Below are 26,511 nucleotides of genomic sequence, written 5' to 3'. Positions count from 1 at the left end.
ATGACCACTCGTTCCATCAAATCGCTGCAGATCGGCATGCACTGGTTTCCCGAGCGCGCGGGCGGTCTCGACCGCATGTATTACTCGCTGATCGGCGCGTTGCCCGGCGCGGGCGTCGAAGTGCGCGGCGTCGTGGCGGGCTCGGCGCGCGTCGCGCAGGACACCAACGGCGCGATCCAGGGCTTCGGCTCAGCGGCGCAATCGCTGCCGCTGCGCCTGATGGCCGCGCGCCGCGCGCTGCGCCGCGAGATTCGCGAGCAGCGTCCCGACCTGATCTCGTCGCACTTCGCGCTGTACACCTTTCCGGGTCTCGACGCGATGCGCGGCATTCCGCAGGTGTCCCACTTCCAGGGACCGTGGGCCGACGAAAGTCATGTCGAAGGCGCGGACTCGCTCGGTCAGCGCGCCAAGCGCTATCTCGAGCAGACCGTGTATGCGCGTTCGTCGCGGCTGATCGTGCTGTCCGATGCGTTCGGCCGCATTCTGACGTCGCGCTACGGCATTCCCGCCGACCGCGTGCGCGTCGTGCCGGGCTGCGTGAACGTCGACCAGTTCAATCTGCCGTTGACGCAAAACGAAGCGCGGCTGCGCCTGCAGTTGCCGCTGGGCCGGCCCATCGTGCTGGCCGTGCGGCGGCTCGTGCGGCGCATGGGTCTCGAAGATCTGATCGATGCCGTGAAGGTCGTCAAGCGCCGCAATCCGGACGTGCTGCTGCTGATCGCAGGGAAGGGGCGCTTGCAGCAGGAGTTGCAGCAGCGCATCGACGATGCCGGTCTCGGCGACAACGTGAAGCTGCTCGGCTTCGTGCCGGACGAGCATCTGGCCGCGCTGTATCGCGCGGCCAATATCAGCGTCGTGCCGACCGTGGCGCTCGAAGGGTTCGGGCTGATCACCGTCGAATCGCTGGCGTCGGGAACGCCCGTGCTGGTGACCCCCGTGGGGGGGCTGCCGGAAGCGGTGGCGGGGCTGTCGCAGGATCTCGTGCTGCCCTCGACGGGCGCGGATGCGATCGCCGAGGGCCTGGGCAAGGCGCTGGATGGAACGATCCGGTTGCCGGACCCGGATGCGTGCCGGGCGTATGCGCGGGCCAACTTCGACAATCCGGTGATCGCGAAGCGGGTTGCGGCCGTGTACAACGAGGCGATCCAGGCAGCGGCGTAGGGCGGATAGAGAGCGATCAGGGGAGGGACGGCCGCGAGCCGTCCCTTTCTTTTTGCGGCGCGCCCGGCGGCGAGGCAGGTCTCGCGCATCGGGTCGCTATAATTCCGATATTTAAGGAATTATTGACCTTCCTATCTCGCGCGAGTCTTAATTCCTGAAAAATCAGAACTATTGACAGTTCACACGCTCTTTCCTCATAATTCCGATATTCTCGTAATTATTCGTCTTGCGGCGTTCGCAGGACGGTTTATTCCTGAAATACCGGAACTATGGCTCGCACCTTGCCTCGACCTACGGCCGTCAATCCACTGGCTCACGACATGGCAGCCTTGGGCCGGCTCGTGCGCAACCGGCGTGCGCAAAGCGAGCTTCGCATCGACGACGCCGCCGACATGCTCGGCATCTCCAAAGACGTGCTATCGCGTCTGGAAAACGGCCGGTCGGTCAGTCTCGACAAGGTGTTCAAGGTGTTGAACGGTCTCGGCCTCAACATGCTGGTTTTTACGAACCAGCAAACCAGCGCCGTGCTCGATGCCGTCCAACCGTTCAACCCGAACACGGCCTCAGATACGCCGCCGGAGGCGTCCTGATGCCTCATGCCCTTCACGTAACGGCTCACGAAGGCGCAGTCGGCCGCCTCGACTTCGACGCGCAACAAAGCCTCTACCGCTTCGCGTACGACACACACTGGCCCGCGCGCAGGCATGCGTTTCCGCTGTCTCCACACATCCCGCTGTCAGGCGACGAGCCGCCGGCGGGCGCCGTGCATCGATTCATCGCCAATCTGTTGCCGGAAGGGCGGGCACTCGATGTCGCGTCGGTCGTGTATCAGGTGTCGAAAGACAACACCTATGGGCTGATCCGGATGCTCGGCAAGGAGCCCGTCGGCGCATTGAGCTTTCTCGCCGCGGACGATGACGGCAACCCCGTTCCCCCGCAAGAACGGCCGCCCGCGCGCCGGGAAATTTCACCCGACGAACTGAGCCAGCGCATCCGCGAACGCGACGTGATTCCGTTCCCTGTGTGGGACGGCAAGGTCCGTCTGTCGGTAGCGGGCTATCAGGACAAGCTGCAAGTACTGGTGGAAGGCGAGCGCATCGCGCTTGCCGACGGACCGCTCAGTTCGACGCACATCCTGAAACCGGAATCGCGCAGCCCCGTGACACCCTGCATGGTCGCCAACGAGCACTACTGCATGACGCTGGCGTCCCGCATGGGACTGCCGACCGCGCCCGTTTCGATCCGTCGCATTCCCGAGCCGATCCTGCTGATCGGGCGGTTCGACCGGACGGTCGAGCGGGACCCGTCGGATGGCGAGTCCGTTCAGGCGGTGCGCCGCCGCCATGTGATCGACGGCTGCCAGGCACTCGATCTACCCGTCACGTTCAAATACGAGCGGAATTTCGGCAACACGCCGGACGTGCGCAACATACGCGAAGGTGTGAGCTTCGAAAAACTGTTCGCGCTTCAGCGGCATCTCGACAATCCCGCTGCCGCGCGCACTTTCATGATCCGGTGGGCGCTGTTTCAACTGCTGATCGGCAACAGCGACGCACACGGAAAAAACCTGTCCTTTTTCATGCACGGCGGCGGCCTCGAACCTGCGCCGCTGTATGACCTGGTGTCCGTCAATGCTTATGGCGAGCGCGTCGAGCAGGACATGGCGATGGGCTATGGCGACGTATTCCGGCTCGATGAAATTACGCCGTTCGCACTGGCGGATTTCGCGCGGCGAACGGGCACGCTGCCACGCTTTCTCGGCCGCGAAATGACGCGCATGGCGCAGGCCGCGAAGGCGCTCGCGCCCGCACTGGCGCGCTCGGACGCCTACGTCGGCGACGAACGCGCGCTGGTGCATACCATCTCGGACTTCATCGGCGTGCAGGCCGAGCGCCTGTTGCAGTTCGCCCCGATGGTCCCGCAGGTCGATCGCAAGCTGCTTTAGAAAAGCAAAAGGGCGCTTCACGCGCCCTTTTGCTGTCAGCGGCGGGAAGGCACTATCAGCACGACACGCCGTTCTGGTTCCGCGCAACATCCGCCTCGACCATCATCTTGCACAGATGTTCGAGCGTGGTCTCCGGCTTCCAGCCGAGCTTGTCGCGCGCCTTGTCCGCGCAGCCGATCAGCAGATCGACTTCGGCAGGGCGGTAGAACTTCGGGTTCACACGAATCAGCGTCTTGCCCGTGCGCACGTCGATACCCTTTTCGTTCTCGTTGCGGCCCGACCATTCGAGCTGGTATCCGGCAGCGGCGAACGCCATCTTCACGAAGTCTCGCACCGTCTCCGTGCGGTTCGTCGCGAGCACGTAGGTGTCGGGTTCATCCGCCTGCAGCATGCGCCACATGCCTTCCACGTACTCGAGCGCGAAGCCCCAGTCGCGCTTCGCATCGAGATTGCCGAGTTCGAGCACATCGGCCTTGCCGAGCTTGATCTTCGCGACCGTGTCGGTGATCTTGCGTGTGACGAACTCCCGGCCGCGCAGCGGCGATTCGTGATTGAACAGGATGCCGCTCGTCGCGAACATGCCATACGACTCGCGATAGTTGATGGTCGACCAGTGCGCGAACAGCTTGGCGACGCCATACGGGCTGCGCGGATAGAACGGCGTCTCCTCGCGTTGCGGCACGGCCTGCACCTTGCCGAACATTTCCGACGTCGACGCCTGGTAGAAACGCATCTTCGGATTCACCGTGCGGATGCCTTCGAGCAGGTTGAGCACGCCCACGCCCGTGACCTGCGCCGTCGTCGAAGGCTGGTCGAACGACACGCCGACGAAGCTCTGCGCCGCGAGGTTATACAGTTCGTCGGCCTGCACGGTGTCGAGCAGACGCAGCGTCGAGCCCGCGTCGGTCAGATCGTGCTCGACGAGTTGCAGATTCGGATTGTCCATCACGCCGAGTTCTTCCATCCGCCAGAAATTGACGGAGCTGGTGCGGCGATACGTGCCTGTAACCTGATAGCCCTTGCCGAGCAACAGTTTCGTCAGATAGGCGCCGTCCTGGCCGGATACGCCCGTGATAATAGCCTTGCGTTGTGTGGTCATGAGTTGCCTCTCGTCGGGTTGTCGGAAGTGGAGTGAAGAGGGGATGCGGCGCGCGGCGGCTCGCGCGTCGAGTCGGCTGCGACGCCGGACACGCGCCGCACGAGGGGATCGATTACCTGAAAATCCTGCTGCGCCTTCACGCGATACAGCTCGGGCTTCGGATGCGCGCCGTCGGACATATGGGTCTTCCAGTCGGCCATCGCGGAGATTTGCGCGTAGTGGTCGACGAGCGGGACCTGCTGTTCGGCCGCGACGCGCCGCGTCATGGCGGCCATTGCTGCGAGCCGTGCATTCAGACGCCCATCGGGCATCGGGTTCGCGGTCTGCAGCACGGGCAGCTTGCCGAGCGCCTGCGCGGTCTTCACGAGGTCGGTTTCGGCCTGATAGAACTGCTCGGGCGTCTGGTTGTGCATCACTTCGTTGATGCCGTAGTTGATCGTGACGATCTGCGCATTCGACGCCGCCAGGCGGTCTTTCCACGGGCCGTTGCGGCCCGGGCCCGTGCCGTCGCGCAATTGCGTCGCCATCGTGCCGCCGACGCCGTCATTCACGACCGATACGCGCGCGCCGTATTTCGCGCGCAATGCGTCCTGCAGATACGTCACCGCGTTCTCGGCGCGTGGCCCGCAGCGGCCGTCGCTGCACGAAATGCCGAGCGTGGTCGAGTCGCCGTAGGCTTCGATCAGCACCTGGGGCTGCGCGCGTTCTTGCGCATGCGCGAGCGTCAGCGCGCACAGGAGCACGTACGGCGCGACACGCAGCAGCAGCGCGCGCGTCATGCGCTAGTCCTCGATGCTTCGCGTGCCGCGTGCAACACGGCGTCTGGCTGTTGGCCACGTGTCGCGCCGCCATGAATCAGGCGCCGCTCGAAGCCGAACCACGATGCGCTTGCATAAGCCAGCGTGATTGCGAGCGCGAGCGCGGCCGTCACGTAGCGGTTGAAATGCAGCGGCCAGAGCGCGTAGAGAACGCTCAGATGGATCAGATAGATCGTGTAGCTGATCGTGCCGATATAGACGAGCACGGGATTGCACAGCACGCGCTTGACGATGCCCTTGCTCTGCAGCGCGATCACGACGACCGACGTGCACAGCAACAGCGACACGCTATACAGCCCCGCATTCGACAGCGGCGTATTGGCCGCGCGAAAACGCGGATAGTGCAGATGCAGCCACGCGAGCACGGCCAGCGCGACGCACACGCCAAGCACGGCCAGCAGCCTGAAGGGCGCAAGCGCGTTCGCATCGCGCCGCACGGCAACGGCGAGCAGCGCGCCCGCCGCCAGCAGATCCATGCGGAACGGCGTCAGGTAATAGATCGGCCAGAACGAATCGAACCACGGCGTCGCGACGGCGCGCAGCACGGGAACCAGCACGATCAGCGCGCCCGCGACATAGCCAAGCGCGCGCTCGGGCACGAGCAGGATCACGAACGGCCAGACAATGTAGAACTGCTCTTCGACGGCGAGCGACCACAGCACGTTCAGGCTGTCATGGCCGCTCTGGTTGAGCGCATCGCCGATATTCGTCGCGAAGAACGCATACCACTCCCAGTGCTGCGCCCAGCCGAAGCCGAACAGCAGCGACGACACCGCCATCAGCAGCAGATACGGCGGCAGGATGCGGCGCGCGCGGCGTGCGTAGAAGTAGCTGAAATACGATTGATGGCGCGCCTTGCGGTCCAGCAGGATGCCCGTGATCAGAAAACCGCTTAGCACGAAAAACAGATCGACGCCCATCCACAGCGGCGCCTTCAGCGCATGCTGCGCGAACACCGCAAGCACGGCGATCGCGCGCAAGCCGTCGAGCTGGACGATGCGTCGCTGGTGAGAGGGCGGGGCGGGCAGGGTGCTGGCTGTCATGAGCGTCCGTGTATGCGCCTGATGCGGCAGTCAATGGGCCATGCACGGTGTCGCGAGGCGATCACCATGAAGACGATAAAAGCGGGTTTGATTCTAGGTAAATAAAAACCCTAAAAAACAAGAATGAAATAAACGAATTGATTTGAATAACGGAAAGCGGATTTTCATACCTGCATACGGCCGGTTACACCTCGATACATAGTCGCGGCGCGAGCCGGTAAGAAGTCCGGTTCCGATCGTGGGATCGGTAAATCGCAGCTGATTTCAAGCAAAAAATTCCCGAAAAAAATGCGGAGCAAATTTTTTTCCGATTTCTTTTCGTGCGATTCAACCGACGAATAATTTTGAATTATTTGCGATTTTCGTCCTTCATTCTTTGCACTTACCGTTAAGCGCTGATTGGATCAATGCGCATTAACGCCACTGCGCGCATTGCGCTGCCATTCGAATTTCCACATTGCATCCGGCGATAGCGCACCGTCATCGCCCGCCTTCGTTTCGCCTCGACTGGAGAACTCGCGTTGTCCCGACTCACGCTTGCCCGCGCGATGTGCGCGTTTGCCCTTCTCGCGACACTGCATGCGTTCGCCGAACCCGCGCTGAACGTGCAGACGTCATGGATCGGCAATACCTTCGGCTTCGGCGACGGTGCGTGGACGCAGATCAACATCACGGCGCTCGCGGTCTCGCCCGACGGCAAGGTCTACACGAACGCGCCGTGGGACGAGAGCGGCGCGGAGGCGAGCGTCTATCAGAATGGCAAGATGCTCGGCTTCGCGGGCGGCACGCATGGCTGGGGCAACAGCGGCGGCAACGCGATCGCGATCAACCAGCGTTATGCGTACGTGGCTGTCGGCGTCGGCAACGAGAAGGGGCATCTCACCGGCCAGGGTGTCTGGCCGGACAAGGGCCGCCAGTGGTACGGCATCTCGCGGCGCGAGATCGGCGATACGAAGCGCGTCGCCGCGTTCCAGCCCGCCGTGAGCAGCCTCGATCCGCATGCGAAGGCGGCCGCCGCGTTCGCAATGGTCAACGACGTGCCGACGGGCACGCGTGGCGACATCAACGGGCTCGCGGCAAGCGATACGACGCTCTATGCGTCGAACACGTCGCAGAACCGCATCGAGGTGTACGACGCCGAATCGATGCAGCGCAAGGCGCAATGGGGCGTGCCTGAACCGGGGCGCATCGCGCGCGCAGGCGACGGCACGCTATGGGTGCTGACCAGCACGCTCGGCGACAAGCCGAAAGTCGCGCACCTGGATGCCAACGGCCAGCGCCTGAAAGACGAGTTGCCACTGCCCGCCGACACGGTCGCCGTCGACATCGCCACCGATCCGCAAGGCCGCGTGCTGATCGCCGATAACGGTCCGCGTCAGCAGGTGCTGTTCTTCGGCAAGCGCGACGGCGGCTATGCGCTGACAGCGACGCTCGGCGAGCGCGGCGGCATTTTCTCGGGCGTCGCAGGCAAGCCGGGACCGCAGCGCTTCAACGGACTCACGGGCGTCGGCGTCGACGCGCGCGGCAACGTCTACGTCTCGACCAACGGCATCGGTCCGCGCTTCGAGCCGACGGGCGCGGGCCTCGGCGCGACGCTCGAAAGCTATGCGCCCGACGGCAGGCGCGTGTGGCAGGTCGAAGGGCTGTTGTTCGTCGATGGCGCGTGGATGGACCCGTCGCGGCCCGACAGCGTCTACACGGGCAACAAGCGCTTCACGCTCGATCTGTCGAAGCCGGCGGGCCAGCAATGGACCTACGCGGGCTTCCTGACGAACCGTTTCAGGTATCCCGACGATCCCGTCTTCAACACCGACCAGTGGCCGGGCCTGCCCATCGCCCGCAAGCTGAAGGGCCGCACGTTCCTGTTCCTCACGGACATGTACGCGGACCATCTGAAGATCTATCGCTTCGACGGCGGCCGCGACGGCGAGACGGCGACGCCCTCGGGCTTTATCGCGGGCCGCGAGCGCGCCGTGCTGAAGGTGCCGAATGCGCCGAAGGGCGGCGACTGGATCTGGCGCGACAGCAACGGCAACGGCCGCTTCGACGCCGACGAGTTCACGCCGAACACGACGGGCACGCACCTCGCGGGCGGTTGGGGCTGGTGGGTCGACACCAACGGCGACATCTGGCGCGCGCGCGATTCAAAGGGCATCAACCGCTTCCGCTTCGGCGGTCTCGATGCGAAGGGCAACCCCGTCTATTCGTACACGGACATGACCTCATACCCGGTGCCGCAACCGTTCAGCGAAATCAAACGCGCGATCTACGACCCGCAAACCGATTCGATGTATGTGACGGGCTACACAACTGAAGCGCCGTTCGACCGCGGCTTCTGGAAGGAAGTGGGCCGCGTGATGGTGCGCTACGACAAGTGGTCGAGCGGCAGCCCTGTTGCGCGCTACACGTTGCCGCTGCCGTGGGACACGAAAGCGAAGCCCGTCTCGACGCTGATTGGCCTCACCGTCGAAGGCAAATACGTATTCGCCGTCGAGCCCGTCGGCACCGTCCACGTCTACGACAAGGAGACGGGCACGCCTGTCGGCACGATGCAGCCGGGGCCGGAAGTGGGCCACGCATCGGGCTGGGTCGACGTGCCCAACGGCATCAGCGCGTCGCGCCGCGACGACGGCGAGTACCTCGTATTCGTCGAGGAAGACGCGCGCGGCAAGGTGCTGATGTACCGCTGGAAACCTGCATCGAAGACATAAACACGACGCTTCTCCACCCACACGCTACCCAAACCTATGACTGACCAGAAAGGCATTCGATGGATAAAGGCATCCTCAGAAACGTAGTGATCAACCTGATCGGGCTGGTGCTGCCGACGTTTGTATCGCTCGTCACGGTGCCGTCGTACATCAGGCTGCTGGGCGTCGAACGCTACGGCGTGATCGCCCTCGTCTGGACGCTGATCGGCTACTTCAGCATTCTCGACCTCGGCATGAGCATGGCCGCGCAGAACCACATCTCGAAGGCGCGTGCATCCAACGATGAACAGGCCTGCGAGCAGGTGTTCTGGAGCGCGACATGGCTGAACCTGGCGACGGGCATCGTCGGCGGGCTCGTCATCTACTTCGGCGCGGCGCTCTATACCGCGTATTTCTCGAAGGTGTCACCCGAGTTGCAGCATGAAGTCTATATGGCGCTGCCTTGGCTCGCGGTGGCGATACCGCTGGCCAATGTGTCCTGGGTGTTCGCGGGCGCGATCAACGGCGCGGAGCGATTCGGCATCTACAACACGAACCAGACGCTCGGCACGTTCCTGTTCCAGCTGCTGCCGCTCGCCGCTGCATGGATGATGGGGCCGACCTTGCAGAACGTGCTCGCGGCGGCTGTCGTCGCGCGATTGCTCGCCGCGATCCTGCTCGGACGTTCCGCGCTCAACGTGCTGGGCATCCACCATATCCGCGCGCCGCAGTTCAAGGTGGCGAAGGGGCTCTTCAACTTCGGCGGCTGGATGCTGATTGCAAGCATCTCGGGGATGGTCGCCGAGTCGCTCGACCGCGTGATGCTCGGCACGAGTCTCGGCGCGCGTTTCGTCACGTACTACACGGTGCCGCAGAACCTCGTCACGCGTCTGAACATCGTGCCGACGGCGCTGCAGCGCACGCTGTTTCCGCGCCTGTCGGCCGTGGACCGCAACGATGCCGACGTCATCATGCGGCAGTCGCTCGAATTCCTGAACGGCGTGTTCACGCCCATTGCGCTCGTTGCGATCATCGTGCTCGAGCCCTTCCTGCATGCGTGGGTGGGCAGCGAAGTCGCCGACGCGGGCGGCCCCGTGGGCCGCATCCTGATCATCTCCGTGTGGCTCGTCGGCCAGGCGAACCTCGCGCGCATTCTCATCCAGTCGCAGGTGCATCCTGCGACAGCCGCGCGTCTCGGCCTGTTCGAACTGCCTTTCTTCGCAGGCGCGCTGTGGTTCGGCATTGCGCACTTCGGGCTGACGGGCGCCGCTGTCGTCGTGGCCGCGCGCGGACTGTTCGACTACGTCGCGCTGCTCAAACTGTCGGCCATTCACGCGCGTCCGATCGTGCTCGACATGCTCGCGCATCTTGCCTTTCTGGCGGGCACCTTGTGGCTCGCCACCTTGCTCTCCAGCCTGCCGATGGCCATTGCCGCGGGCGCACTCATCGTGAGCGCGAACGTCGCGTGGTCGCTCACGATGACCCCTGCATTGCGCGATCTTGCGCGTTCGCTGCTTGTGCGTCTGAAGTTGCGACTCAATCCGAGGAATAGCGCATGAACCACGATATCGTTGAAGAAGACCTCCTTCGTCCCACGCCCGTGACGCGCGATGCGGGCCGCGATCTCATCACGACCTCGCCCGTTGCGAAGCCGCCTGCGGCACGGCGCGGCGCGCGCAGCGTCGGGCCCGTGCGCGTCGCGATCATTCACGACTGGCTCGTCACCTATGCGGGCGCCGAGCGCGTGCTCGAACAGATCGTCGCGTGCTTTCCGGACGCGGACCTGTTCAGTCTCGTCGACTTCCTCGACGACCGCACGTTCCTGCGCGGCAAGTCCGTGACGACATCCTTCATCCAGAAGCTGCCGAAGGCGCGCACGAAGTACCGCAGCTATCTGCCGCTGATGCCGCTCGCGATCGAACAGCTCGACGTCTCCGCGTACGACGTCGTGATCTCGAGCAGTCATGCCGTCGCGAAGGGCGTGCTGACGGGCCCGGACCAGGTGCATATCAGCTACGTGCATTCGCCGATTCGCTACGCGTGGGATCTGCAGCATCAGTATCTGCAGCAGTCGAAGCTGACGAGCGGGCCGAAGTCCGCGTTGGCGCGGATGATCCTGCATTACATGCGCAACTGGGATATCCGCACGTCGAATTCCGTCGATGCGTTCGTCGCGAACTCCGAGTTCATCGCACGGCGCATCCACAAGGTCTATCAGCGCGATTCCGAAGTGATCTTTCCGCCCGTCGATGTCGAGTCGTTCTCGCTGTGCGAAGAGAAGGACGACTTCTATCTGACGGCCTCGCGCATGGTGCCGTACAAGAAGATCGACCTGATCGTCGAGGCGTTCGCGCGGATGCCCGAGCGCAAGCTGGTGGTGATCGGCGACGGCCCCGACATGCAGAAGGTGCGCGCGAAGGCGACGCCGAACGTGCAGATCATGGGTTATCAGCCGTTCAATGTGTTGCGCGATCACATGCGGCGCGCGAAGGCGTTCGTGTTCGCGGCGGAAGAAGACTTCGGCATCTCCGTGGTGGAAGCGCAGGCATGCGGCACGCCCGTGATTGCATACGGCAAGGGCGGGGCGCTCGAAACCGTGCGTGACCAGTACGAGTCGCATCCGACGGGAATCTTCTTCAACGAGCAGACGGCCGATTCGATCATCGGTGCGGTGGAGGATTTCGCCGACGATCCCGCGCGCTTCAGGCCCGCCGATTGCCGCGCGAATGCCGAGCGTTTTTCGGTCCGGCATTTCCGCGAGCGCTTCTTCGGCTTTGTGCGCGAAACCGTGCCTGCGTTGCAGGGGGCGACGCTGCCTGTGGATGAACCGCCCGCGAAGGTGGGCGACAAGAAGCCGGTGTCGAACGCCTTGCGGGTGCTGGCGATCGATCAGAGCGGCGTAATGGGTGGCGCCGAACTGTCGCTGCTGGAAGTCGTTAAGGCGCTCAGGGCGCGCGTGCAGGTGCTGCTGTTCGACGACGGGCCGTTCCGCATGGCGCTGCATCGCGAGGGCGTGGCCGTCGACGTGCTCGATCCCGGCGCGACGCGCGACATGCGCAAGCAGGGCGGCACGCCGCCCATCGCCAGGGCGGTGAAGAGCGTGGCGTCGCTGGTGCGCGCGACCGTGGTGCGGGCCCGTCAGAGCGACGTGATCTATGCGAACACGCAGCGGGCGATGGTGATTAGCGCGATTGCGGGGCGCTTCGCGAGGCGTCCGGTGGTCTGGCATCTGCGCGATATCGTGAGCCCGGAGCATTTCGGCAGCCGGCAGCTTGCGATCATCAAATGGTGCGCGAAACTGGGGCTGGCGCATGTGATCGCCAATTCCGCGGCGTCGGCGCGTGCGTTTGCCGAGCTGACCAATTTTGGCGACAGGCGCATCGATGTGGTGTTTAACGGGATTTCTGCTGCGCCGTTCAGCGCGTTGCGGGAGACGCCGCAAAGCGTGCTGCGTGCGCGGTTGAAGTTGCCGCAGGATGCGTTTCTGGTGGGCTCGTTCAGTCGTCTTGCGCAGTGGAAGGGGCAGCATGTGTTGCTCGAGGCGATGGTGCTCAATCCGCAGATGCATGCGGTTCTGGTGGGTGCGGCGCTGTTTGGTGAAGATGCCTATGAGGCCCGGTTACGCGAGTTTGTCGCGGCCAATGGGCTTGACGGGCGGGTGCACTTTCTCGGGTTTCAGGATGATGTCGCTGCGTGCATGTGTGCCGTCGATGTGGTTGCGCATACGTCGATTACGCCGGAGCCGTTTGGTCGTGTGATCGTTGAGGGGATGCTGGCCAGACGGCCGGTCGTGGCTGCACGTGCTGGTGGTGTCGTTGAGATCATCGACGATGGTGTGAATGGGGTGATGTGCTCACCTGGCGATGCGCATGCGCTGGCCGATACGCTCGCTGAGTTGCGGGCGGATCGGGCGCTGCGCGACAGGCTTGTTGCGAATGGGTATCAGACCGCTGTGCGGAAGTTTGGGACGCAGGCGTATGTCGAAGGGGTGGAGAGGATTCTTGCCAATGTGGCGAGTGGGGGGTGAGGGTTGAGGTTTTTTCTGTCTGTCTGCGACGCTGAGTGGTTTGCCTGGGTTTGAGCTGGCATCCGCGTTACGTTAGCGCGCTTCAAGCGTCGCCCCTGTGCGGGGCGGCACCTACTTTTCTTTGCCGCCGCAAAGAAAAGTAGGCAAAAGAAAGCGGCTCACACCGCCAGCCTTTGACGTTTGCCCACGGGCCCCCAACGTCCCCACACTTCGCACGGCAACGCCCTTGTTCGTGTGCGTTGCCAGCGCGCTGAATGAGCGCCTCACCCACTTCAAACACCCATACATGAGCCAGCGTCAGCGAATGGCATGTGCCGCCCAGGTGGCAAACTGTGTGTAGGTTGTCGCGTCGTATGGCTTGGCGCTCTTACCGGGTGGAACGCATGCGCTATCGGTCCGGAGTGAAGGGTGTGGAGCACCGAGGGCCGACACACAGTTTGCCACCTGGGCGGCCGTGGACTGTCTGGCGCGGCATGCTGAAACGCGGGAGCGTGAAGCGGGTGAGGCGCTCAGCAAGAGCGCTGGCAACGAACGCGAATGACGTGATTGCCGTGTGCAGCGTAAGAACCTTTGGGGGCCCTCAGGCAAGAATTAGCGCTGGCGGTGTGAGCCGCTTTCTTTTGCCTACTTTTCTTTGCGGCGGCAAAGAAAAGTAGGTGCCGCCCCGCACAGGGGCGACGCCTGAAGCTAGATAACGTAACGCGGATGCCAGCGCAAAGGCCAATACACCGACCGGCGACGACGCGTGAAGCAAGACAACAAAACGCGGATGCCAACGCAACCAAAAACCAGCCCAATCCCACAAGTTACGGCACCCGCCCACTAGCAGACTTGAAACTACTGGACCACTTCATCGCCGGCAACTCGACACAACGATAAAAAACCCATGCAACGACAAGTGCCACAAGCATAAAACCAAAAGTCGGCAAGATCGACAACTGCAAAACCGAGCGATACAACACAGAAGAGAGCAACACAAAAATGGGCAAATGAATCGAATAGAGCGAGAAGCTGAAGTCACCAAACCGGGACAGCAATCGAATCACAGGCGTCTCGCTATGCTGCCGGCTCTTGAGAGCCTCATTCAGATAGCACGCAAACCCAACGGCCCAAAACTGAAACGCCAGGTACTGCCCAAAGCGAAAGGCAACACACCCAAGCACGGTCAGCAAAACGGCCAACCCATACATCAGCCACGGCACGTGCTTACGCGACGAATCATCGCCACGCTTGATCTGCAATTCAGCGATCCATGCCCCGAGCATCCATGAGAACCAGAACGACGTAAAGAACTGCAAGTCATGCCGCTCGAACACAAAAACCGACACCACATTAACGAGCGCCACCATCCCAAGCACAGGCAAAATTCCAAGCCTGCGCCGCAGCGCGAAAACCAGCGGATAGACCACATAAAACTGCACTTCTAGCGACAGCGTCCACAGCGCGCCATTCGACCCATACGTCTTGCCGGCCACGCCTTGCAGCGAGAACAGATTGACAAAAAACGCCTGTGGCCCGATATCGAGAATCTTGTGATTGACGGGGGGAAATTGCAGGCTGGCCCAATCAAGCGCAAGCGTCAGCAGCAGCGCAGCAAACAGCACAGGGTATATGCGCGCAAACCTCCGCGCCCAAAAATTCATCGCATCGAGCCGATACGCAGAATTGTTCGCGAGACGCTGCGCAGCGCCGCGATGAATGCAATATCCGCTAATAACAAAAAAAATCGGCACACCCGCCGAGCCCCACGCAATGGGCAGCGTCAGATACGCAACGATCGTATTCAGATCGAATGATTTGCCCACCACATGGTGAAAGCTCTGCATGCCCACCCATTCGATCTGGCGACAATGAAAATATGCCACCAGCAACGCGGCGAACCCGCGCATCGCGTCGATGACATGTTCCTTCCCGGCGACCTTCGCCTCGCTGCGCGTCCCCGGCGCAAAGGACAGGGACGAACGGGTGGCGTCCAGTGCTGTGTCGCTCATGCGCGGTCCTCAATCGTTGATGAATGAATTGGCGCGCAGCCTCCAGGAGGCAGCACGCCTGCTTGCGTATCCTAGGTGAAAGGGCGTGTAAAAAATCAACAAGAAATGATTGGAATTATTCAAGCCTTCATACTGACAATGAATTGTCGAAGCCGGTCGAAATTCAAATAGACACCCGAATTATTTGACGTTTTTTTCGTGTTACGTTCATGCGGGGAAAACTTCTGACAGGGGTGAGGTCATGAACCTGCATTTGATCGCCGGCGTCGCCGTGTTGCTGCTACTCGTTGCCGTGTCCGCGTACCGTGAAGCATTGCGCAACGAGCCGATCAGCCGTATCCGGATGAACCCGGAAAAAATGCCGCAGTTCGAGGAAAACGAATGAGCGCATGAGGGCGGCGCTCGCCCTCGGCATGATGGGCAAGATTTACGCGCGCCCACGCACGGCGCCCCGGATTGTTCGCGTCATTATTTCCGCATGATTTCAAATATCGGAACGACGCATTCGAAATGAACAATTTGAATTAATTTCAACAGGGCGCTATCAGTCCTTTCAAATAATTTTTGCGCTAGTCTTTTCCGGCACGACAATGCGCCGCCTCTCACGGCGATTGCATACATTCAATCAACCGAGTGGAAATGCATACCATGCTGAAAGTCACCAAAGCCGTCTTTCCTGTAGCGGGCCTCGGCACACGTTTTCTGCCCGCCACGAAGGCGAGCCCGAAGGAGATGCTGCCCATCGTCGATAAACCGCTGATCCAGTACGCGGTCGAAGAAGCGATCGCGGCAGGCATCACCGAAATGATCTTCGTCACAGGCCGCAGCAAGCGGGCAATCGAAGATCACTTCGACAAGTCCTATGAAATCGAGGCGGAACTCGAAGCGCGCGGCAAGGAGCAACTGCTCGATCTCGTGCGCAGCATCAAGCCGGCAAATGTGGATTGCTTCTACGTACGTCAGGCAGAAGCGCTCGGCCTCGGCCATGCGGTCATGTGCGCCGAAAAGCTGGTCGGCGACAGCCCGTTCGCCGTGATCCTCGCCGACGACCTGCTGCACAGCGAGCAGCCCGTGATGAAGCAACTGGTCGACGTGTTCAACCATTATCACAGCTCGGTCGTCGGTGTCGAAACCATCGCGCGCGAAGCGAGCCGCTCGTATGGCGTGGTCGACGGCAAGGAATGGGAAGAGGATGTGATCAAGCTGTCGGGCATCGTCGAGAAGCCGGCACCCGATAAGGCGCCGTCGAATCTCGGCGTGGTCGGCCGCTATGTGCTGATGCCGACCATCTTCAAGCACATTCGCGCGCTGAAGCCGGGCGCGGGCGGCGAACTGCAACTCACGGACGCGCTGCAATCGCTGCTGACGGAAGAGCAGGTGCTCGCGTATCGCTATTTCGGCACGCGCTTCGATTGCGGCAGCAAGATCGGCTATCTGAAGGCGACTGTCGAATTCGCGCTGCGTCACCCGGAAGTGCGCGGCGAGTTCGAAGACTACCTGCAAAGCTATCTGCCGTTGCATCTCACCGCGGCCGCCGCCTGAAAGCAACGCCTGCGGCAACGACGGCGCGTCTACCGGCCGTCGCGCTGCAGGTCAGTCGGTGCAAGCGCGCGCGTCATCCGCACGACGCGGGCCCGCTGGCCGACGATGCGCGTGCGAGTATTGCGCGCACATCGTCGTCGGTGGTTTCGCTGAAGTCCGAATAAAACTGGCTGACGCTGAAGAAGAGTTCCGGCGCGTTCACGCAGACATATTCGTCGACGTCGCCGCCGATGCGCCCGGCCGCGTCGGGCGGCGCGACGGGCAACGCCGCGACGATTCTCGCCGGCGCGCGTGCGCGCAATGCGCGTGCGGCCACCTTCATTGAAGCACCCGTTGCGAGCCCGTCGTCGACGATGATCGCGATGCGGCCCGTCACGTCGACGCGCGCGCGCAGCGGGTCGCGAAACAGCGTCTCGCGCCGCGCCAGTTGCGCTTTCTCCTCCGCGAGGACGCGTTCGAATTCGGGCTGCGATACGCCCGTCTCGCGCATCAGTTCTTCATCCACATACAGCGCATCGCCCGATGCAATCGCGCCCATTGCCAGCTCGCATTGCCACGGCACGCCGAGCTTGCGCACCACGAGCACATCGAGCGGCGCGCCGAGCGCACGCGCGACCTCATACGCAACGGGCACGCCGCCGCGCGGCAGCCCGAGCACGACGACATCGTCGCGTTGCGCGTAATGCTTCAGTTGAACGGCGAGCGCACGGCCCGCGTCGGCGCGATCCGCAAATCGACCGTACATGATTCGCTCCCACGTCCGCTACCTCTACGTCATTCACTATAGGACGTTGAGCATCGACAGCGCCGATTCTTGCAGCGCGCGCAATACGCGATTGAGCGCCGCTTCCGACGTTTCCTTGCCCATCGGCATGTTCGTGCTGAGCGCCGCGACCACTTCGCCATGGCGGTTCTTCATCGGCACGGCGACGCCGCGCACGCCGATATCCAGCTGTTGCTCGATCACCGCGAACCCGTCGGCCTGCGCGCGGCGGACCTTTTCGAGCAGGCCGGTCTTGTTCGTGAGCGTGTGCGGCGTGAAGGGCTTGAGTTCAGCGTCGTTGAGCCACGTCTGCATCGCTTCCTGATCGCGGTGATACGCGAGCAGCACGACGCCGGGGGAGGTGAGCGGGGCGGGCACGCGCGCGCCGAGCACGAAACCCGTCGTCATCACACGCGACGTGCCGTTGCGCGCGATGAACACCAGTTCCCAATCGTCGAGCACGCTCACGTAGACGGATTCGTTGATCGTCGCGCTCAGTTGCTGCAGGTACGGCTGCACGGTTTTCGGCAGCCGCGCCGAATCGAAATACGACCAGCCGACGCGCAGCACCCGCGGCGTCAAGCCGTACAGCTTGCCGTCGCCCTGCACATAGCCGAGATGTTCGAGCGTCAACAGATAGCGGCGCGCGGCCGTGCGGGTCATGCCCGTCAGTTGCGCGGCCTGGCTCGGCGTGAGCCGGGCATGTTCGCTGTCGAACGACTCGAGGATCGCGAGGCCTTTTTCGAGGCCCGCGATCCAGTCGCGTTTGTCCAATGGCGGTCGGTTCATGGCAATCGTTCCCTGATTTTGCGCGGCTAACGTATCGGTATGCGCGATTATCGCTCAGTTGTCATCGACTGCGCGCCGTTGGTCGATAGCGCCACGAGCACCCGGGAACACCGTTTCGCCCGCTTGCGAATCGGGCGGGAAACCTCGCCCCGCACTGTATGCGCCACACGACACCCAGCCTGGTGCAAACCCGCGAAGCGCGCGTTAATCGCACAGAAACGTGCGATTAACGCACGTTTCGGGCATCGGGAGCATTGCCCACCCCAGGGCGCTTGCCTATTCTTGAGCCACCTCAGCGCTTCAGGCCGCGCCGCACCGGATGGGCACATCGGATGCGGCGCGCAAGCGGCATCACAGGTTTCATCGAGAAAGGTTCTGCCATGAGTCACGCCACGAATCAGCCTTGCATCATTTCCGTCGCGATCACGGGTTCCGTGCCGCGCAAGAAGGACAACCCGGCGGTGCCGATCTCGATTCCCGAGCAGGTCGAGAGCACCCATGAAGCCTATGAAGCCGGCGCGACCCTCGTGCATCTGCACGTGCGCGACGAAGAAGAGCGCTCGAGTTCCGACCGCAGCAGCTTCGCGAAGCTGCAGGAAGGCATCCGCAAGCATTGCCCGGACATCATCATCCAGTTTTCGACGGGCGGGCGCGGCCGTTCCTTCGAGCAACGCGGCGCGATGCTCGATTTGCGGCCTGACATGGCGTCGCTGGCCACGGGCTCGGTGAACTTCCCGACCACGGTCTACGAGAATCCGCCCGATTTCGTGCGCACGCTCGCGCAGACGATGCTCGATCACGACGTGAAGCCCGAAATCGAAATCTTCGACCTGGCCATGCTGTACAGCACCGTCGATCTCGTGCAACAGGGCCTGTTGAAAGAGCCCGTGCATGTGCAGTTCGTGATGGGCGTGAAGAACGCATTGCCCGCGCGCCGCGAGATTCTCGAATTCGAAGTGGCGCAACTGCAGAAGCTGCTGCCGAGCGCGACATGGACGGCTGCGGGCATCGGCCGGCATCAGCTCGAGGTGAACTACTGGACGCTCGAAATGGGCGGCCATTGCCGCACGGGGCTCGAGGACAACGTGCGCTGGGACAAGGACACGCTGGCGAAAAGCAATGCGCAACTCGTCGAGCGCGTGGCGAAGCTGTGCGGCGAATTCGGCCGTCCTGTCGCGACGCCCAGGCAGGCTCGCGAGATGCTGGCGCTCAAGCCCGCCGCGTAAACACGATTCCCGAACCAAGCCCTATCATGCTTCGCTCCATTGCCACTGTGTCGGTTAGCGGCACGCTCGTCGAGAAGCTCGCGGCGATTCGCGCGGCGGGTTTCGACGGCGTCGAGATCTTCGAAAACGATCTGCTGTACTTCGACGGCTCGCCCGCCGACATCCGCAAACGTTGCGCCGATCTCGGCCTGCAGATCACGCTGTTCCAGCCGTTCCGCGATTTCGAGGGCGTTTCGAAGGAGCGGCTCGCGCAGAACCTGAACCGCGCGCAGCGCAAGTTCGAGCTGATGCACGAACTCGGCACGGATCTCGTGCTCGTGTGCAGCAGCGTCAATCCAAACGTGATCGCGGACGATGCGCTGATCGTCGATCAGCTCGGCCAGCTTGCGTTGCTCGCCGAGCGCGAAGGCGTGCGCGTGGGCTTCGAGGCACTGGCGTGGGGCAAGTACGTGAACTCGTATCGACACGCATGGCAGCTCGTCGATGCCGTCGATCATCCGAGTCTCGGCCTGATACTCGACAGCTTCCATACGCTGTCGATCGACGACCCGATCGATCCCATCGCGGAGATTCCCGGCGACCGCATCGCCTTCGTCCAGATCGCGGATGCGCCGCTGCAGAAGATGGACGTGCTCGAATGGAGCCGGCACTTTCGATGCTTCCCGGGGCAAGGCGATCTCGATGTCGCCGGCTTCGCGGAGCGCGTGCTCGCGACGGGTTATCAAGGTCCGTTTTCGCTCGAAATTTTCAACGACGGCTTTCGTGCCGCGCCGACAGCGGCGACGGCCGCCGATGGCTACCGCTCGCTGCTGTATCTCGAAGAGCAGGCCGGGCTCAAGGGCGCCCGCTCGAAGGATGGTCAGCCGCTCTTCACGCCGCCTGCGCCGCCCGCGCATTCGGGCTTCCAGTTCATCGAGTTCGCCGTCGATGCGACCAGCGTGCCGCCTCTTGCGCAGCGCTTCGCCGAAGCGGGCTTTCATGCGGCGGGCAAGCATCGTTCGAAGGATGTGACGCTGTATCAGCAGGGCGGGGCGTCGATCGTGCTGAACGCGGAGACCGATTCGTTCGCCAGCGAGTTCTTCCATCGGCACGGGCTGTCGCTGTGCGCGTCGGCGTTTCAGGTCGACGATGCCGCGCGTGTGTTCGAACGCGCGACGTCGTTCGGCTATGCACCGTTCTCGGGCCGCGTCGGCCCGAACGAACGCGTCGTGCCGGGCGTGCGCGCGCCCGATGGCAGCCTGCATTACTTCGTCGATGCGCGGCCCGACGAGCCGACGCTATATGAAGCCGACTTCGTGCTGAGCACGCCTGACAGCGAACGCACGCAAGCGGTGCAGGGCGAGTTGAAGCGCATCGATCACGTGTGTCTCGATCTGCCTGCCGACGCACTCGATACATGGATTCTCTACTTCAAGGCTGTGTTCGGTTTCGATGCGGAGCCTGCCTGGTTGCTTCCCGATCCTTACGGACTCGTGCGCAGCCGCGCGGTGCGCAGCGCCGATGGATCGGTGCGAATCGTTCTGAACGCTTCAGTGGACGGACGGACTTCGACTGCGCAATCGCTGCACACGTATCGTGGAACGGGCCTCAATCACGTTGCATTCGACACCGACAATATTTTCGCGGCCGTCGAACAGTTGCGCGCACGCGACGTTCAGCTATTGAGAATCCCGTCGAACTATTACGATGACCTTGAAGCGCGTTACGATTTCGCCGACGGGATCGTGAACCAGATGAAAGACGCCCACATCCTCTACGACAGGGACGCGCAGGGCGGCGAGTTCTTCCATGTGTACACCGAGCAGATGGATGGCCGCTTCTTTCTGGAGGTCGTGCAGCGCAAGGGCGGTTACGACGGATACGGCGCGGTCAATGCGCCCGTGAGACTCGCGGCGCAGGCCCAGCGCAAGCACGGCTAGGCGCAACGGTATGCAGCGAAGGATCGCACGGGCCGATAGTGGTGGTTTCCCGTAGCCATCCTCATAGCATCCGGATTTTCCAGCATTACTTCAGGCTTTCGTACTACCCGCAGCACCGGCGGCGACGGCATTCGCTTGTCCCGCCGCAACAAAACGATGCGACGCATCGTCATAACACTCAAGATAAAAGGATCAGGAGATGAAACGACGTTACCCCGAAGTCAAAGCCGCCCTGGCTGGCGCAGCGATGCTGGCCACGCTGCCTGCCTTCGCGCAAAGCAGCGTGACGCTGTACGGCATCGTCGATAACGGCATTGGTTATCAGTCGAGCTCGACGACGCTCGGCTCGACCACGGGCGGTCACTCGTCCGTCAAGATGGTCACGGGCGTGTGGGCGGGCAGCCGCTTCGGCCTGAAGGGCGCAGAGGACCTCGGTGGCGGGACGAAGGCGATCTTCACACTGGAAGAAGGCTTCAGCGCGAACAACGGCGCGATGTCGACGAGCAACCTGATGTTCAGCCGCCAGGCGTTCGTCGGCGTCACGAACGACAACTACGGTTCGCTGACGGCTGGCCGCCAGTACGCGTCGTACTACCAGCTGCTGTCGCCGTACAGCCCGACCACCTGGCTCACGGGTTTCTATGGCGCGCACGCGGGTGACGTCGACGGTCTCGATACGATTTATCGTGCGAACAACACGCTGCTGTACATGTCGCCGAAAATCTACGGCTTCAAGTTCAGCGGTTCGTATTCGTTCGGCGGCGTGGCGGGCAGCGCGTATCAGGGCTCGACGTGGAGCACGGCGGTCCAGTATGCACAAGGCCCGATCGGCATCGCGGTCGGCTTCTCGAAGATCAACAACTCGAACGTGAATGGCGGCACGTTCGGCGCCGATACGACGACGTCGAATGCAGGCGCGCAGGCGGGCGTTTCGGCCGTGACCAACGGCTACCAGTCGGCACGCGCGCAGCAACGCTTCGCAGTCGGCGCGGGCTATACGTTCAACAGCCAGTTCGACATTACGGCGACGTATTCGAACGTGCAGTACATTCCGGGCATCGGCTCGGGCTTCCACGACCTGTCGATCTGGAACTCGGGCGGCGTCGTGCTGCACTGGAAGCCGACGGCTGCATGGGACTTCGCGACGGGCTACGCCTACACGCGTGCGACGAAGGCCAACGGCATCACGAGCAACGCCTCGTATTCGCAGGTCAACCTGTCCGAGTATTACTCGCTGTCCAAGCGTACGGGTCTGTATGCGTTGCAGGCGTATCAGCGCGCGAACGGCCAGACGCTGGGCACGGGCGGCCGCAGCATCATCAACGCGACGGCGACGATCGGCGACGGCTTCAATTCGACGCCTTCGTCATCGCGCAGCATGGTGGGCGTGGGCGTCGGCATGGTGCACCGGTTCTGACGCTGGTTGACATTGCAGAAGCAGGACAGGGCGCCGCGATTGCGGCGCTTTTTCATTGGGTGCGCGGCGATGTGCGCTGCGCGCGCATTCGATGTGGGACCGTCGCTTGCTGCGGGCGTCGGCTGGCGGAGACCGTTGCTTGCCGCGCCGAAATGAGACGATGACAGGAAACGGCCATCGACGGCGCGCAAGATTGACGGACGGCAGCGAGAAGTCGCCCGGCATGAAGGTGCTCAGCGGCTGCTACAATCCTGCGTCATTGCAATGAAGGTGAAGACATGGGCTTTGAACAACTGGCGAAACTGAGGGACGAACTCGCCAAGCAGGCAAAGGCGCAGCGCAAGGAAAAGCAGGCTGCGGACAAGCCGGCTCCTCAAGCGGGCGGCAAGGATCAGAAGGCGAAGGACGCCAACGCGCGCGACGCGAAAGCCCGCGACGCGCGACGGGCCCCCAGGCCTGCGGACGCGAAGGCGCACGGCAAGCCGGCGTCGGCTCGGCCGGCGGCAAAGCAGCAGAATCCCGTCGATCCCGTCGTGCATACGATCGGCAAGCTGCAGAAGCGTTTTCCGTTGGCGTTTCCGAAGAATCCTGCGCCGAAGGTGGCGCTGAAAATCGGCATTCTCGACGATCTGCTCAAGCAGGCCGGCGAATTGAAGCTGTCCGAGCAGGAAGTCCGCGATGCCGTGAGCACCTGGTGCCGTGGCAGCCGCTATTGGGCGAGCTTGACGGAAGGCGCGTCGCGTGTGGATCTGAATGGCGCGGAAACGGGCAAGGTCACCGCGTCGGAATCCGCGTTCGCACGACGCCGCTCGGGCGGACGGAACAAGCCTGCTGCAAAGGCTGGTGACGATGCGGGTGCGGTGGTTGCTGCTGCAAAGCCTGCGGATGAGGCGGCTGCGGCGCAGACTGACGGCGAAGGAAATGCGCCGGCTGCGGATCAGGCGCAAGGTTGATCGATTGCGGGCCGATGAGGCTGGTGGTCGATGGTTGAGGTTGGAGGGAGCGGTGGCTGGTTTGCTGCTACCTTGTTGTGATTTGACATAATCTTAATTATCAACCTTTATGTTGTAGCGGCTCTATCCTAATGTCGTGTTCTGGCTATTTACAGATGTCGTGTTTCTGAACGCTGGCAAGCTGGCACCGTGCTGCAACCATGCGGGAGCCAGCCATGAAGCCGGACACCACACTGGTGAGTCTGAGCATGCGCGAACTGGACAGGCTGAAGGTTATCCAGGCCATCGTTGAGATCGGCCTGAAGCCCGGCCGTGCCGCCGAACGGCTGGGCCTGACCGTGCGCCAGGTCGAACGTCTGGTGACCCGGTATCGGGAGCGTGGGCCATCCGGCGTGGCCTCCGGCAGACGTGGCCGACCGGGTAACCGCAAGCTCGACGCAGGGCTGGCGGTGCGGGCCCTGACGATCGTCCGCGAGCGCTACGCGGATTTTGGGCCGACGCTGGCGCGCGAGAAGCTCGAGGAATGTCACGGCATCCGGCTGGCCAAGGAGACGGTCAGGCGACTGATGACCGAGGGCGGACTGTGGGTGCCGCGCAAACAGCGTCCGCCGAAGCTCTACCAGCCACGGGCGCGGCGCGCCTGCCTGGGCGAACTGGTGCAGATCGACGGCAGCGATCACCGCTGGTTCGAGGACCGCGCGCCGGCCTGCACGCTGCTGGTGTATGTCGATGATGCGACCAGCCGGCTGATGCAGTTGCACTTCACGGCCACCGAGTCGACCTTCAGCTATTTCGAGGCGACGCGCGCGTACCTCGAGCGCCATGGCAAGCCGGTGGCGTTCTACAGCGACCGCGCGAGCGTGTTCCGCAGCACGTGCGCCGGCAAGACGGGGCGCAGCGTGACGCACTTTGGCCGCGCGATGTACGAACTGAACATCGATACGTTCTGCGCGAACTCGAGTTCCGCGAAGGGTCGTGTGGAGCGTGCGCACCTGACGCTGCAGGACCGGCTCGTCAAGGAGTTGCGCCTGAAGGGCATCAGCACGGTCGCTGACGCCAACGCGTACGCGCCCTGCTTTATCGCGGCCTACAACGCGCGTTTCGCGAAGCCGCCGAGAAGCACGTTCGACGCACACCGGCCGTTGCGTGACGATGAGGATCTGGACCGGCTGATGACCTGGCGCGAGACGCGCCGTGTGACGAAGTCACTGACGGTGCAATACGACCGGGTCATGTACCTGCTGGAAGACACGCCGGCCAACCGCGCGCTGGTTCACCGCTACATTGACGTGTGGGAGTACCCGGACGGGCGCATCGAGATCCGCGCCGATGGTCAGGTGCTGGCGTGCCGGCGCTACGACAAGCTCGCGGAAGTCGATCAGGGCGCGGTGATCGAGCACAAGCGGCTGGCTCACGCGCTACAGGTCGCGCAGGCGCTGCAGGCGCAGCGTGATGACCGGCGCATCTCGGGCTCGCCGTCGCGTACCAACCGGGGCGTGGCACCGCGCGCGAAGGACCGGCTGCCCGGCACGAAGAAACCGCGCGAGTTCACGCGCGACGATCTGGATCAGGCAATCGTGCAGATCGCGCAGCCGTCGAAGGCGCTTTCCACACCTGGCCAGCGGTCCGCACGCACTCACTGAACGGACTGACACGCCCTGCCCGTTCAATCCGCATCCTTCGACACTGCGTGAGATTCAAACCATGAAAGACAGACCCAGACCCAACGTCAGAAACACGACATCTGTAAATAGCCGGCGCTACGACATTTCAATCTGGCTTTGACACCAAATGTAGGTCCCAAATAGATGGAATGGTCGCCTCCCGCCTTAACGGGCCGCTCAACGCCGCAGGCCCGTGGGCTGAACGTGCGACATTGCTGGTTCGGCAGTCCTGCCGTCAAGGAGAACCAGATGGAACCCACGACCATTGCCATCGACCTGGCCAAACGCGTATTCCAGATTCACTATGTCGAGCCAGATACTGGCACGATTCGCAGCAAGGTTCTCAAACGCGCCCAGCTCGTGCCGTTCTTTGCCAACCGGCCTGCGAGTCGTGTCGTCATGGAAGCCTGTGGCAGCGCCCATCACTGGGCCCGCGTCCTGGCGCGACTTGGCCACGACGTGCGGCTCATCGCAGCCCAGTTCGTGCGGCCGTTCGTGAAGTCGAACAAGAATGACGCAGCCGACGCTGCGGCGATCTGGGAAGCCGCCCAGCGTCCAGGCATGCGGTTCGTGGCCGTCAAGACCGAAGACCAGCAGGCCATGCTCGCAATGCACCGCATCCGCCAACAACTGGTCCGCATTCGCGTCATGCAGGTCAACCAGCTTCGTGGACTGCTCTATGAATTCGGAGTCGTCCTGCCTCAGGGGCGCCGGGCATCAATCGAGGCCGCCAAACTCGCGCTGGCCTCACTGGCCGACCAGCTGCCAGCTATGCTCGCAGACAGCCTGCAGGATCAATTCTCGCGACTTCGTGAACTCGACGAGCAGATCGCACGGCTCGAACGTCGCATTCTCGACTGGCGGCGCAACGACGACGCATGCCGTCGCATCTCGGAGATTCCTGGCGTGGGTGTGCTCACCGCGACTGCGGCGGTATCTGTGATCGGACAGGCAAAGACGTTCCGTTCAGGGCGAGAGTTTGCCGCTTATCTGGGCCTGGTGCCACGACAGAACGGTTCTGGCGGCAAGGTGAAGCTCGGTGGCATCAGCAAACGCGGTGACGTGTATTTACGAACGCTGCTGATCCACGGCGCCCGATCCGTTATCTCAGCGGCGAAACATCTGCCGGAACGACTGCGTGCACTGTTGACCCGACGTCCCACGAACGTCGTCGCTGTCGCGCTGGCCAACAAGATGGCGCGAACGATCTGGGCGCTGCTAGCGTACGGCCGAACGTATCAGCCGACACCGGCGTAGTGACTACCGCCTCGCACACACTTTAGCCATTCACGGTTGCACAGGCATATTGAACGATGGCAAGACAGGTTGGACCGCGCAAAGGCAAGCCTGAGACATTTCTCGGATCTCGAGTCCGCCATTTAGATTAGGACCTTTGCGGCGAAATCCATCGGGGCCGGCGGGCATGCCCGCGATCGAGTCCGGATATAAGTCCGCAACCACCCT

At 62.8% G+C, this 26,511-nt stretch carries 20 protein-coding genes; 14 read left to right on the top strand and 6 right to left on the bottom strand.

Going from position 1 to position 26,511, the window contains the following annotated elements:
- The 3 genes from C2L66_RS07685 to C2L66_RS07675 all read left to right on the top strand — a co-directional run bounded on the left by C2L66_RS07685 (position 1) and on the right by C2L66_RS07675 (position 3,106).
- Entirely contained in the window at positions 1-1,161 is a 1,161-nt protein-coding gene (locus tag C2L66_RS07685) for a glycosyltransferase family 4 protein (RefSeq protein ID WP_060600906.1), read from the top strand.
- Between the two features lie 320 nt (positions 1,162-1,481).
- Positions 1,482-1,751, top strand: a complete 270-nt coding sequence (locus tag C2L66_RS07680; protein WP_060600908.1) for a helix-turn-helix domain-containing protein — start codon at positions 1,482-1,484, stop codon at positions 1,749-1,751.
- On the top strand, positions 1,751-3,106 hold the full coding sequence (locus C2L66_RS07675; RefSeq protein ID WP_060600911.1) for a HipA domain-containing protein: 1,356 nt from the start codon (positions 1,751-1,753) through the stop codon (positions 3,104-3,106). The genes C2L66_RS07680 and C2L66_RS07675 overlap by 1 nt, the downstream gene beginning before the upstream one ends.
- Positions 3,107-3,161: 55 nt before the next feature.
- Here the strand turns inward: C2L66_RS07675 and gmd are convergent, their stop codons facing one another.
- Genes gmd through C2L66_RS07660 form a run of 3 tightly spaced genes read right to left on the bottom strand, consistent with a single transcriptional unit; the run spans position 3,162 to position 6,066 of the window.
- The gene (gene gmd / locus C2L66_RS07670; protein ID WP_036005339.1) at positions 3,162-4,205 is read right to left on the bottom strand and encodes a GDP-mannose 4,6-dehydratase; all 1,044 of its coding nucleotides are present in this window, start codon (positions 4,203-4,205) and stop codon (positions 3,162-3,164) included.
- Positions 4,202-4,984: an SGNH/GDSL hydrolase family protein gene (locus C2L66_RS07665; RefSeq protein ID WP_060600914.1), complete on the bottom strand. Its 783-nt coding sequence runs from the start codon at positions 4,982-4,984 to the stop codon at positions 4,202-4,204. The genes gmd and C2L66_RS07665 overlap by 4 nt, the downstream gene beginning before the upstream one ends.
- A complete protein-coding gene (locus C2L66_RS07660) occupies positions 4,981-6,066 on the bottom strand; it encodes an acyltransferase family protein (protein WP_060600917.1) in 1,086 nt (361 codons plus the stop codon). Before C2L66_RS07660 ends, C2L66_RS07665 begins: the two co-directional genes overlap by 4 nt.
- 521 nt (positions 6,067-6,587) lie before the next feature.
- Here C2L66_RS07660 and C2L66_RS07655 point away from each other — a divergent pair.
- The 3 genes from C2L66_RS07655 to C2L66_RS07645 are packed head-to-tail and all read left to right on the top strand — an operon-like array spanning position 6,588 to position 12,783.
- Positions 6,588-8,777, top strand: coding sequence for an NHL repeat-containing protein (locus tag C2L66_RS07655; protein WP_098021533.1), 2,190 nt, complete (start codon positions 6,588-6,590; stop codon positions 8,775-8,777).
- A gap of 59 nt (positions 8,778-8,836) precedes the next feature.
- Positions 8,837-10,315: a flippase gene (locus C2L66_RS07650; protein ID WP_060600922.1), complete on the top strand. Its 1,479-nt coding sequence runs from the start codon at positions 8,837-8,839 to the stop codon at positions 10,313-10,315.
- Positions 10,312-12,783, top strand: a complete 2,472-nt coding sequence (locus tag C2L66_RS07645) for a glycosyltransferase family 4 protein (protein ID WP_060600924.1) — start codon at positions 10,312-10,314, stop codon at positions 12,781-12,783. The genes C2L66_RS07650 and C2L66_RS07645 overlap by 4 nt, the downstream gene beginning before the upstream one ends.
- 806 nt (positions 12,784-13,589) lie before the next feature.
- Here C2L66_RS07645 and C2L66_RS07640 read toward each other — a convergent pair.
- A complete protein-coding gene (locus C2L66_RS07640; protein WP_060600930.1) occupies positions 13,590-14,774 on the bottom strand; it encodes an acyltransferase family protein in 1,185 nt (394 codons plus the stop codon).
- Between the two features lie 241 nt (positions 14,775-15,015).
- On the opposite strand from C2L66_RS07640, the gene C2L66_RS41195 reads away from it, so the two are divergent.
- Both C2L66_RS41195 and galU read left to right on the top strand, forming a co-directional pair.
- A complete protein-coding gene (locus tag C2L66_RS41195) occupies positions 15,016-15,159 on the top strand; it encodes a hypothetical protein (RefSeq protein WP_007749838.1) in 144 nt (47 codons plus the stop codon).
- Between the two features lie 263 nt (positions 15,160-15,422).
- Positions 15,423-16,316 (top strand): UTP--glucose-1-phosphate uridylyltransferase GalU, encoded by an 894-nt coding sequence (gene galU / locus C2L66_RS07635; protein WP_036005763.1) that lies wholly within the window; start codon positions 15,423-15,425, stop codon positions 16,314-16,316.
- A gap of 73 nt (positions 16,317-16,389) precedes the next feature.
- On the opposite strand, the gene C2L66_RS07630 is transcribed toward galU, so the two are convergent.
- Positions 16,390-17,061 (bottom strand): phosphoribosyltransferase, encoded by a 672-nt coding sequence (locus C2L66_RS07630; RefSeq protein ID WP_060600933.1) that lies wholly within the window; start codon positions 17,059-17,061, stop codon positions 16,390-16,392.
- Between the two features lie 36 nt (positions 17,062-17,097).
- The gene (locus C2L66_RS07625) at positions 17,098-17,868 is read right to left on the bottom strand and encodes an IclR family transcriptional regulator domain-containing protein (protein WP_054930514.1); all 771 of its coding nucleotides are present in this window, start codon (positions 17,866-17,868) and stop codon (positions 17,098-17,100) included.
- Between the two features lie 380 nt (positions 17,869-18,248).
- Here C2L66_RS07625 and C2L66_RS07620 point away from each other — a divergent pair, with 380 nt between their 5' ends.
- The 6 genes from C2L66_RS07620 to C2L66_RS07595 all read left to right on the top strand — a co-directional run bounded on the left by C2L66_RS07620 (position 18,249) and on the right by C2L66_RS07595 (position 26,304).
- Complete coding sequence (locus C2L66_RS07620; RefSeq protein WP_054930516.1) at positions 18,249-19,094, top strand: beta-keto acid cleavage family enzyme; 846 nt, start codon at positions 18,249-18,251, stop codon at positions 19,092-19,094.
- Positions 19,095-19,120: 26 nt separating this feature from the next.
- On the top strand, positions 19,121-21,013 hold the full coding sequence (locus C2L66_RS07615) for a bifunctional sugar phosphate isomerase/epimerase/4-hydroxyphenylpyruvate dioxygenase family protein (RefSeq protein ID WP_060600936.1): 1,893 nt from the start codon (positions 19,121-19,123) through the stop codon (positions 21,011-21,013).
- A gap of 199 nt (positions 21,014-21,212) precedes the next feature.
- Complete coding sequence (locus C2L66_RS07610; RefSeq protein ID WP_060600938.1) at positions 21,213-22,430, top strand: porin; 1,218 nt, start codon at positions 21,213-21,215, stop codon at positions 22,428-22,430.
- A gap of 278 nt (positions 22,431-22,708) precedes the next feature.
- Complete coding sequence (locus C2L66_RS07605; protein WP_060600940.1) at positions 22,709-23,383, top strand: ProQ/FinO family protein; 675 nt, start codon at positions 22,709-22,711, stop codon at positions 23,381-23,383.
- A 215-nt stretch (positions 23,384-23,598) separates the two neighbouring features.
- The gene (locus C2L66_RS07600; RefSeq protein ID WP_060600942.1) at positions 23,599-25,026 is read left to right on the top strand and encodes an ISNCY family transposase; all 1,428 of its coding nucleotides are present in this window, start codon (positions 23,599-23,601) and stop codon (positions 25,024-25,026) included.
- Positions 25,027-25,296: 270 nt separating this feature from the next.
- A complete protein-coding gene (locus C2L66_RS07595) occupies positions 25,297-26,304 on the top strand; it encodes an IS110 family RNA-guided transposase (RefSeq protein ID WP_060600945.1) in 1,008 nt (335 codons plus the stop codon).
- The last annotated feature ends 207 nt before the right edge of the window (positions 26,305-26,511 follow it).

This window comes from Paraburkholderia caribensis (genome assembly GCF_002902945.1).
GTDB lineage: Bacteria > Pseudomonadota > Gammaproteobacteria > Burkholderiales > Burkholderiaceae > Paraburkholderia > Paraburkholderia caribensis.
The sequence above is the reverse complement of the archived record's forward strand: the minus strand, read 5'-3'. Positions and strand labels throughout refer to the sequence as shown.

Coding starts and splice junctions, on each gene's coding strand:
- C2L66_RS07630 (WP_060600933.1), bottom strand. CDS start 17,061: ATGTACGGTCGATTTGCGGATCGCGCCGACGCGGGCCGTGCGCTCGCC.
- C2L66_RS07665 (WP_060600914.1), bottom strand. CDS start 4,984: ATGACGCGCGCGCTGCTGCTGCGTGTCGCGCCGTACGTGCTCCTGTGC.
- C2L66_RS07645 (WP_060600924.1), top strand. CDS start 10,312: ATGAACCACGATATCGTTGAAGAAGACCTCCTTCGTCCCACGCCCGTG.
- C2L66_RS07640 (WP_060600930.1), bottom strand. CDS start 14,774: ATGAGCGACACAGCACTGGACGCCACCCGTTCGTCCCTGTCCTTTGCG.
- C2L66_RS07600 (WP_060600942.1), top strand. CDS start 23,599: ATGAAGCCGGACACCACACTGGTGAGTCTGAGCATGCGCGAACTGGAC.
- C2L66_RS07685 (WP_060600906.1), top strand. CDS start 1: ATGACCACTCGTTCCATCAAATCGCTGCAGATCGGCATGCACTGGTTT.
- C2L66_RS41195 (WP_007749838.1), top strand. CDS start 15,016: ATGAACCTGCATTTGATCGCCGGCGTCGCCGTGTTGCTGCTACTCGTT.
- C2L66_RS07620 (WP_054930516.1), top strand. CDS start 18,249: ATGAGTCACGCCACGAATCAGCCTTGCATCATTTCCGTCGCGATCACG.
- C2L66_RS07615 (WP_060600936.1), top strand. CDS start 19,121: ATGCTTCGCTCCATTGCCACTGTGTCGGTTAGCGGCACGCTCGTCGAG.
- C2L66_RS07625 (WP_054930514.1), bottom strand. CDS start 17,868: ATGAACCGACCGCCATTGGACAAACGCGACTGGATCGCGGGCCTCGAA.
- C2L66_RS07610 (WP_060600938.1), top strand. CDS start 21,213: ATGAAACGACGTTACCCCGAAGTCAAAGCCGCCCTGGCTGGCGCAGCG.
- C2L66_RS07675 (WP_060600911.1), top strand. CDS start 1,751: ATGCCTCATGCCCTTCACGTAACGGCTCACGAAGGCGCAGTCGGCCGC.
- galU (WP_036005763.1), top strand. CDS start 15,423: ATGCTGAAAGTCACCAAAGCCGTCTTTCCTGTAGCGGGCCTCGGCACA.
- C2L66_RS07595 (WP_060600945.1), top strand. CDS start 25,297: ATGGAACCCACGACCATTGCCATCGACCTGGCCAAACGCGTATTCCAG.
- C2L66_RS07680 (WP_060600908.1), top strand. CDS start 1,482: ATGGCAGCCTTGGGCCGGCTCGTGCGCAACCGGCGTGCGCAAAGCGAG.
- C2L66_RS07605 (WP_060600940.1), top strand. CDS start 22,709: ATGGGCTTTGAACAACTGGCGAAACTGAGGGACGAACTCGCCAAGCAG.
- gmd (WP_036005339.1), bottom strand. CDS start 4,205: ATGACCACACAACGCAAGGCTATTATCACGGGCGTATCCGGCCAGGAC.
- C2L66_RS07660 (WP_060600917.1), bottom strand. CDS start 6,066: ATGACAGCCAGCACCCTGCCCGCCCCGCCCTCTCACCAGCGACGCATC.
- C2L66_RS07650 (WP_060600922.1), top strand. CDS start 8,837: ATGGATAAAGGCATCCTCAGAAACGTAGTGATCAACCTGATCGGGCTG.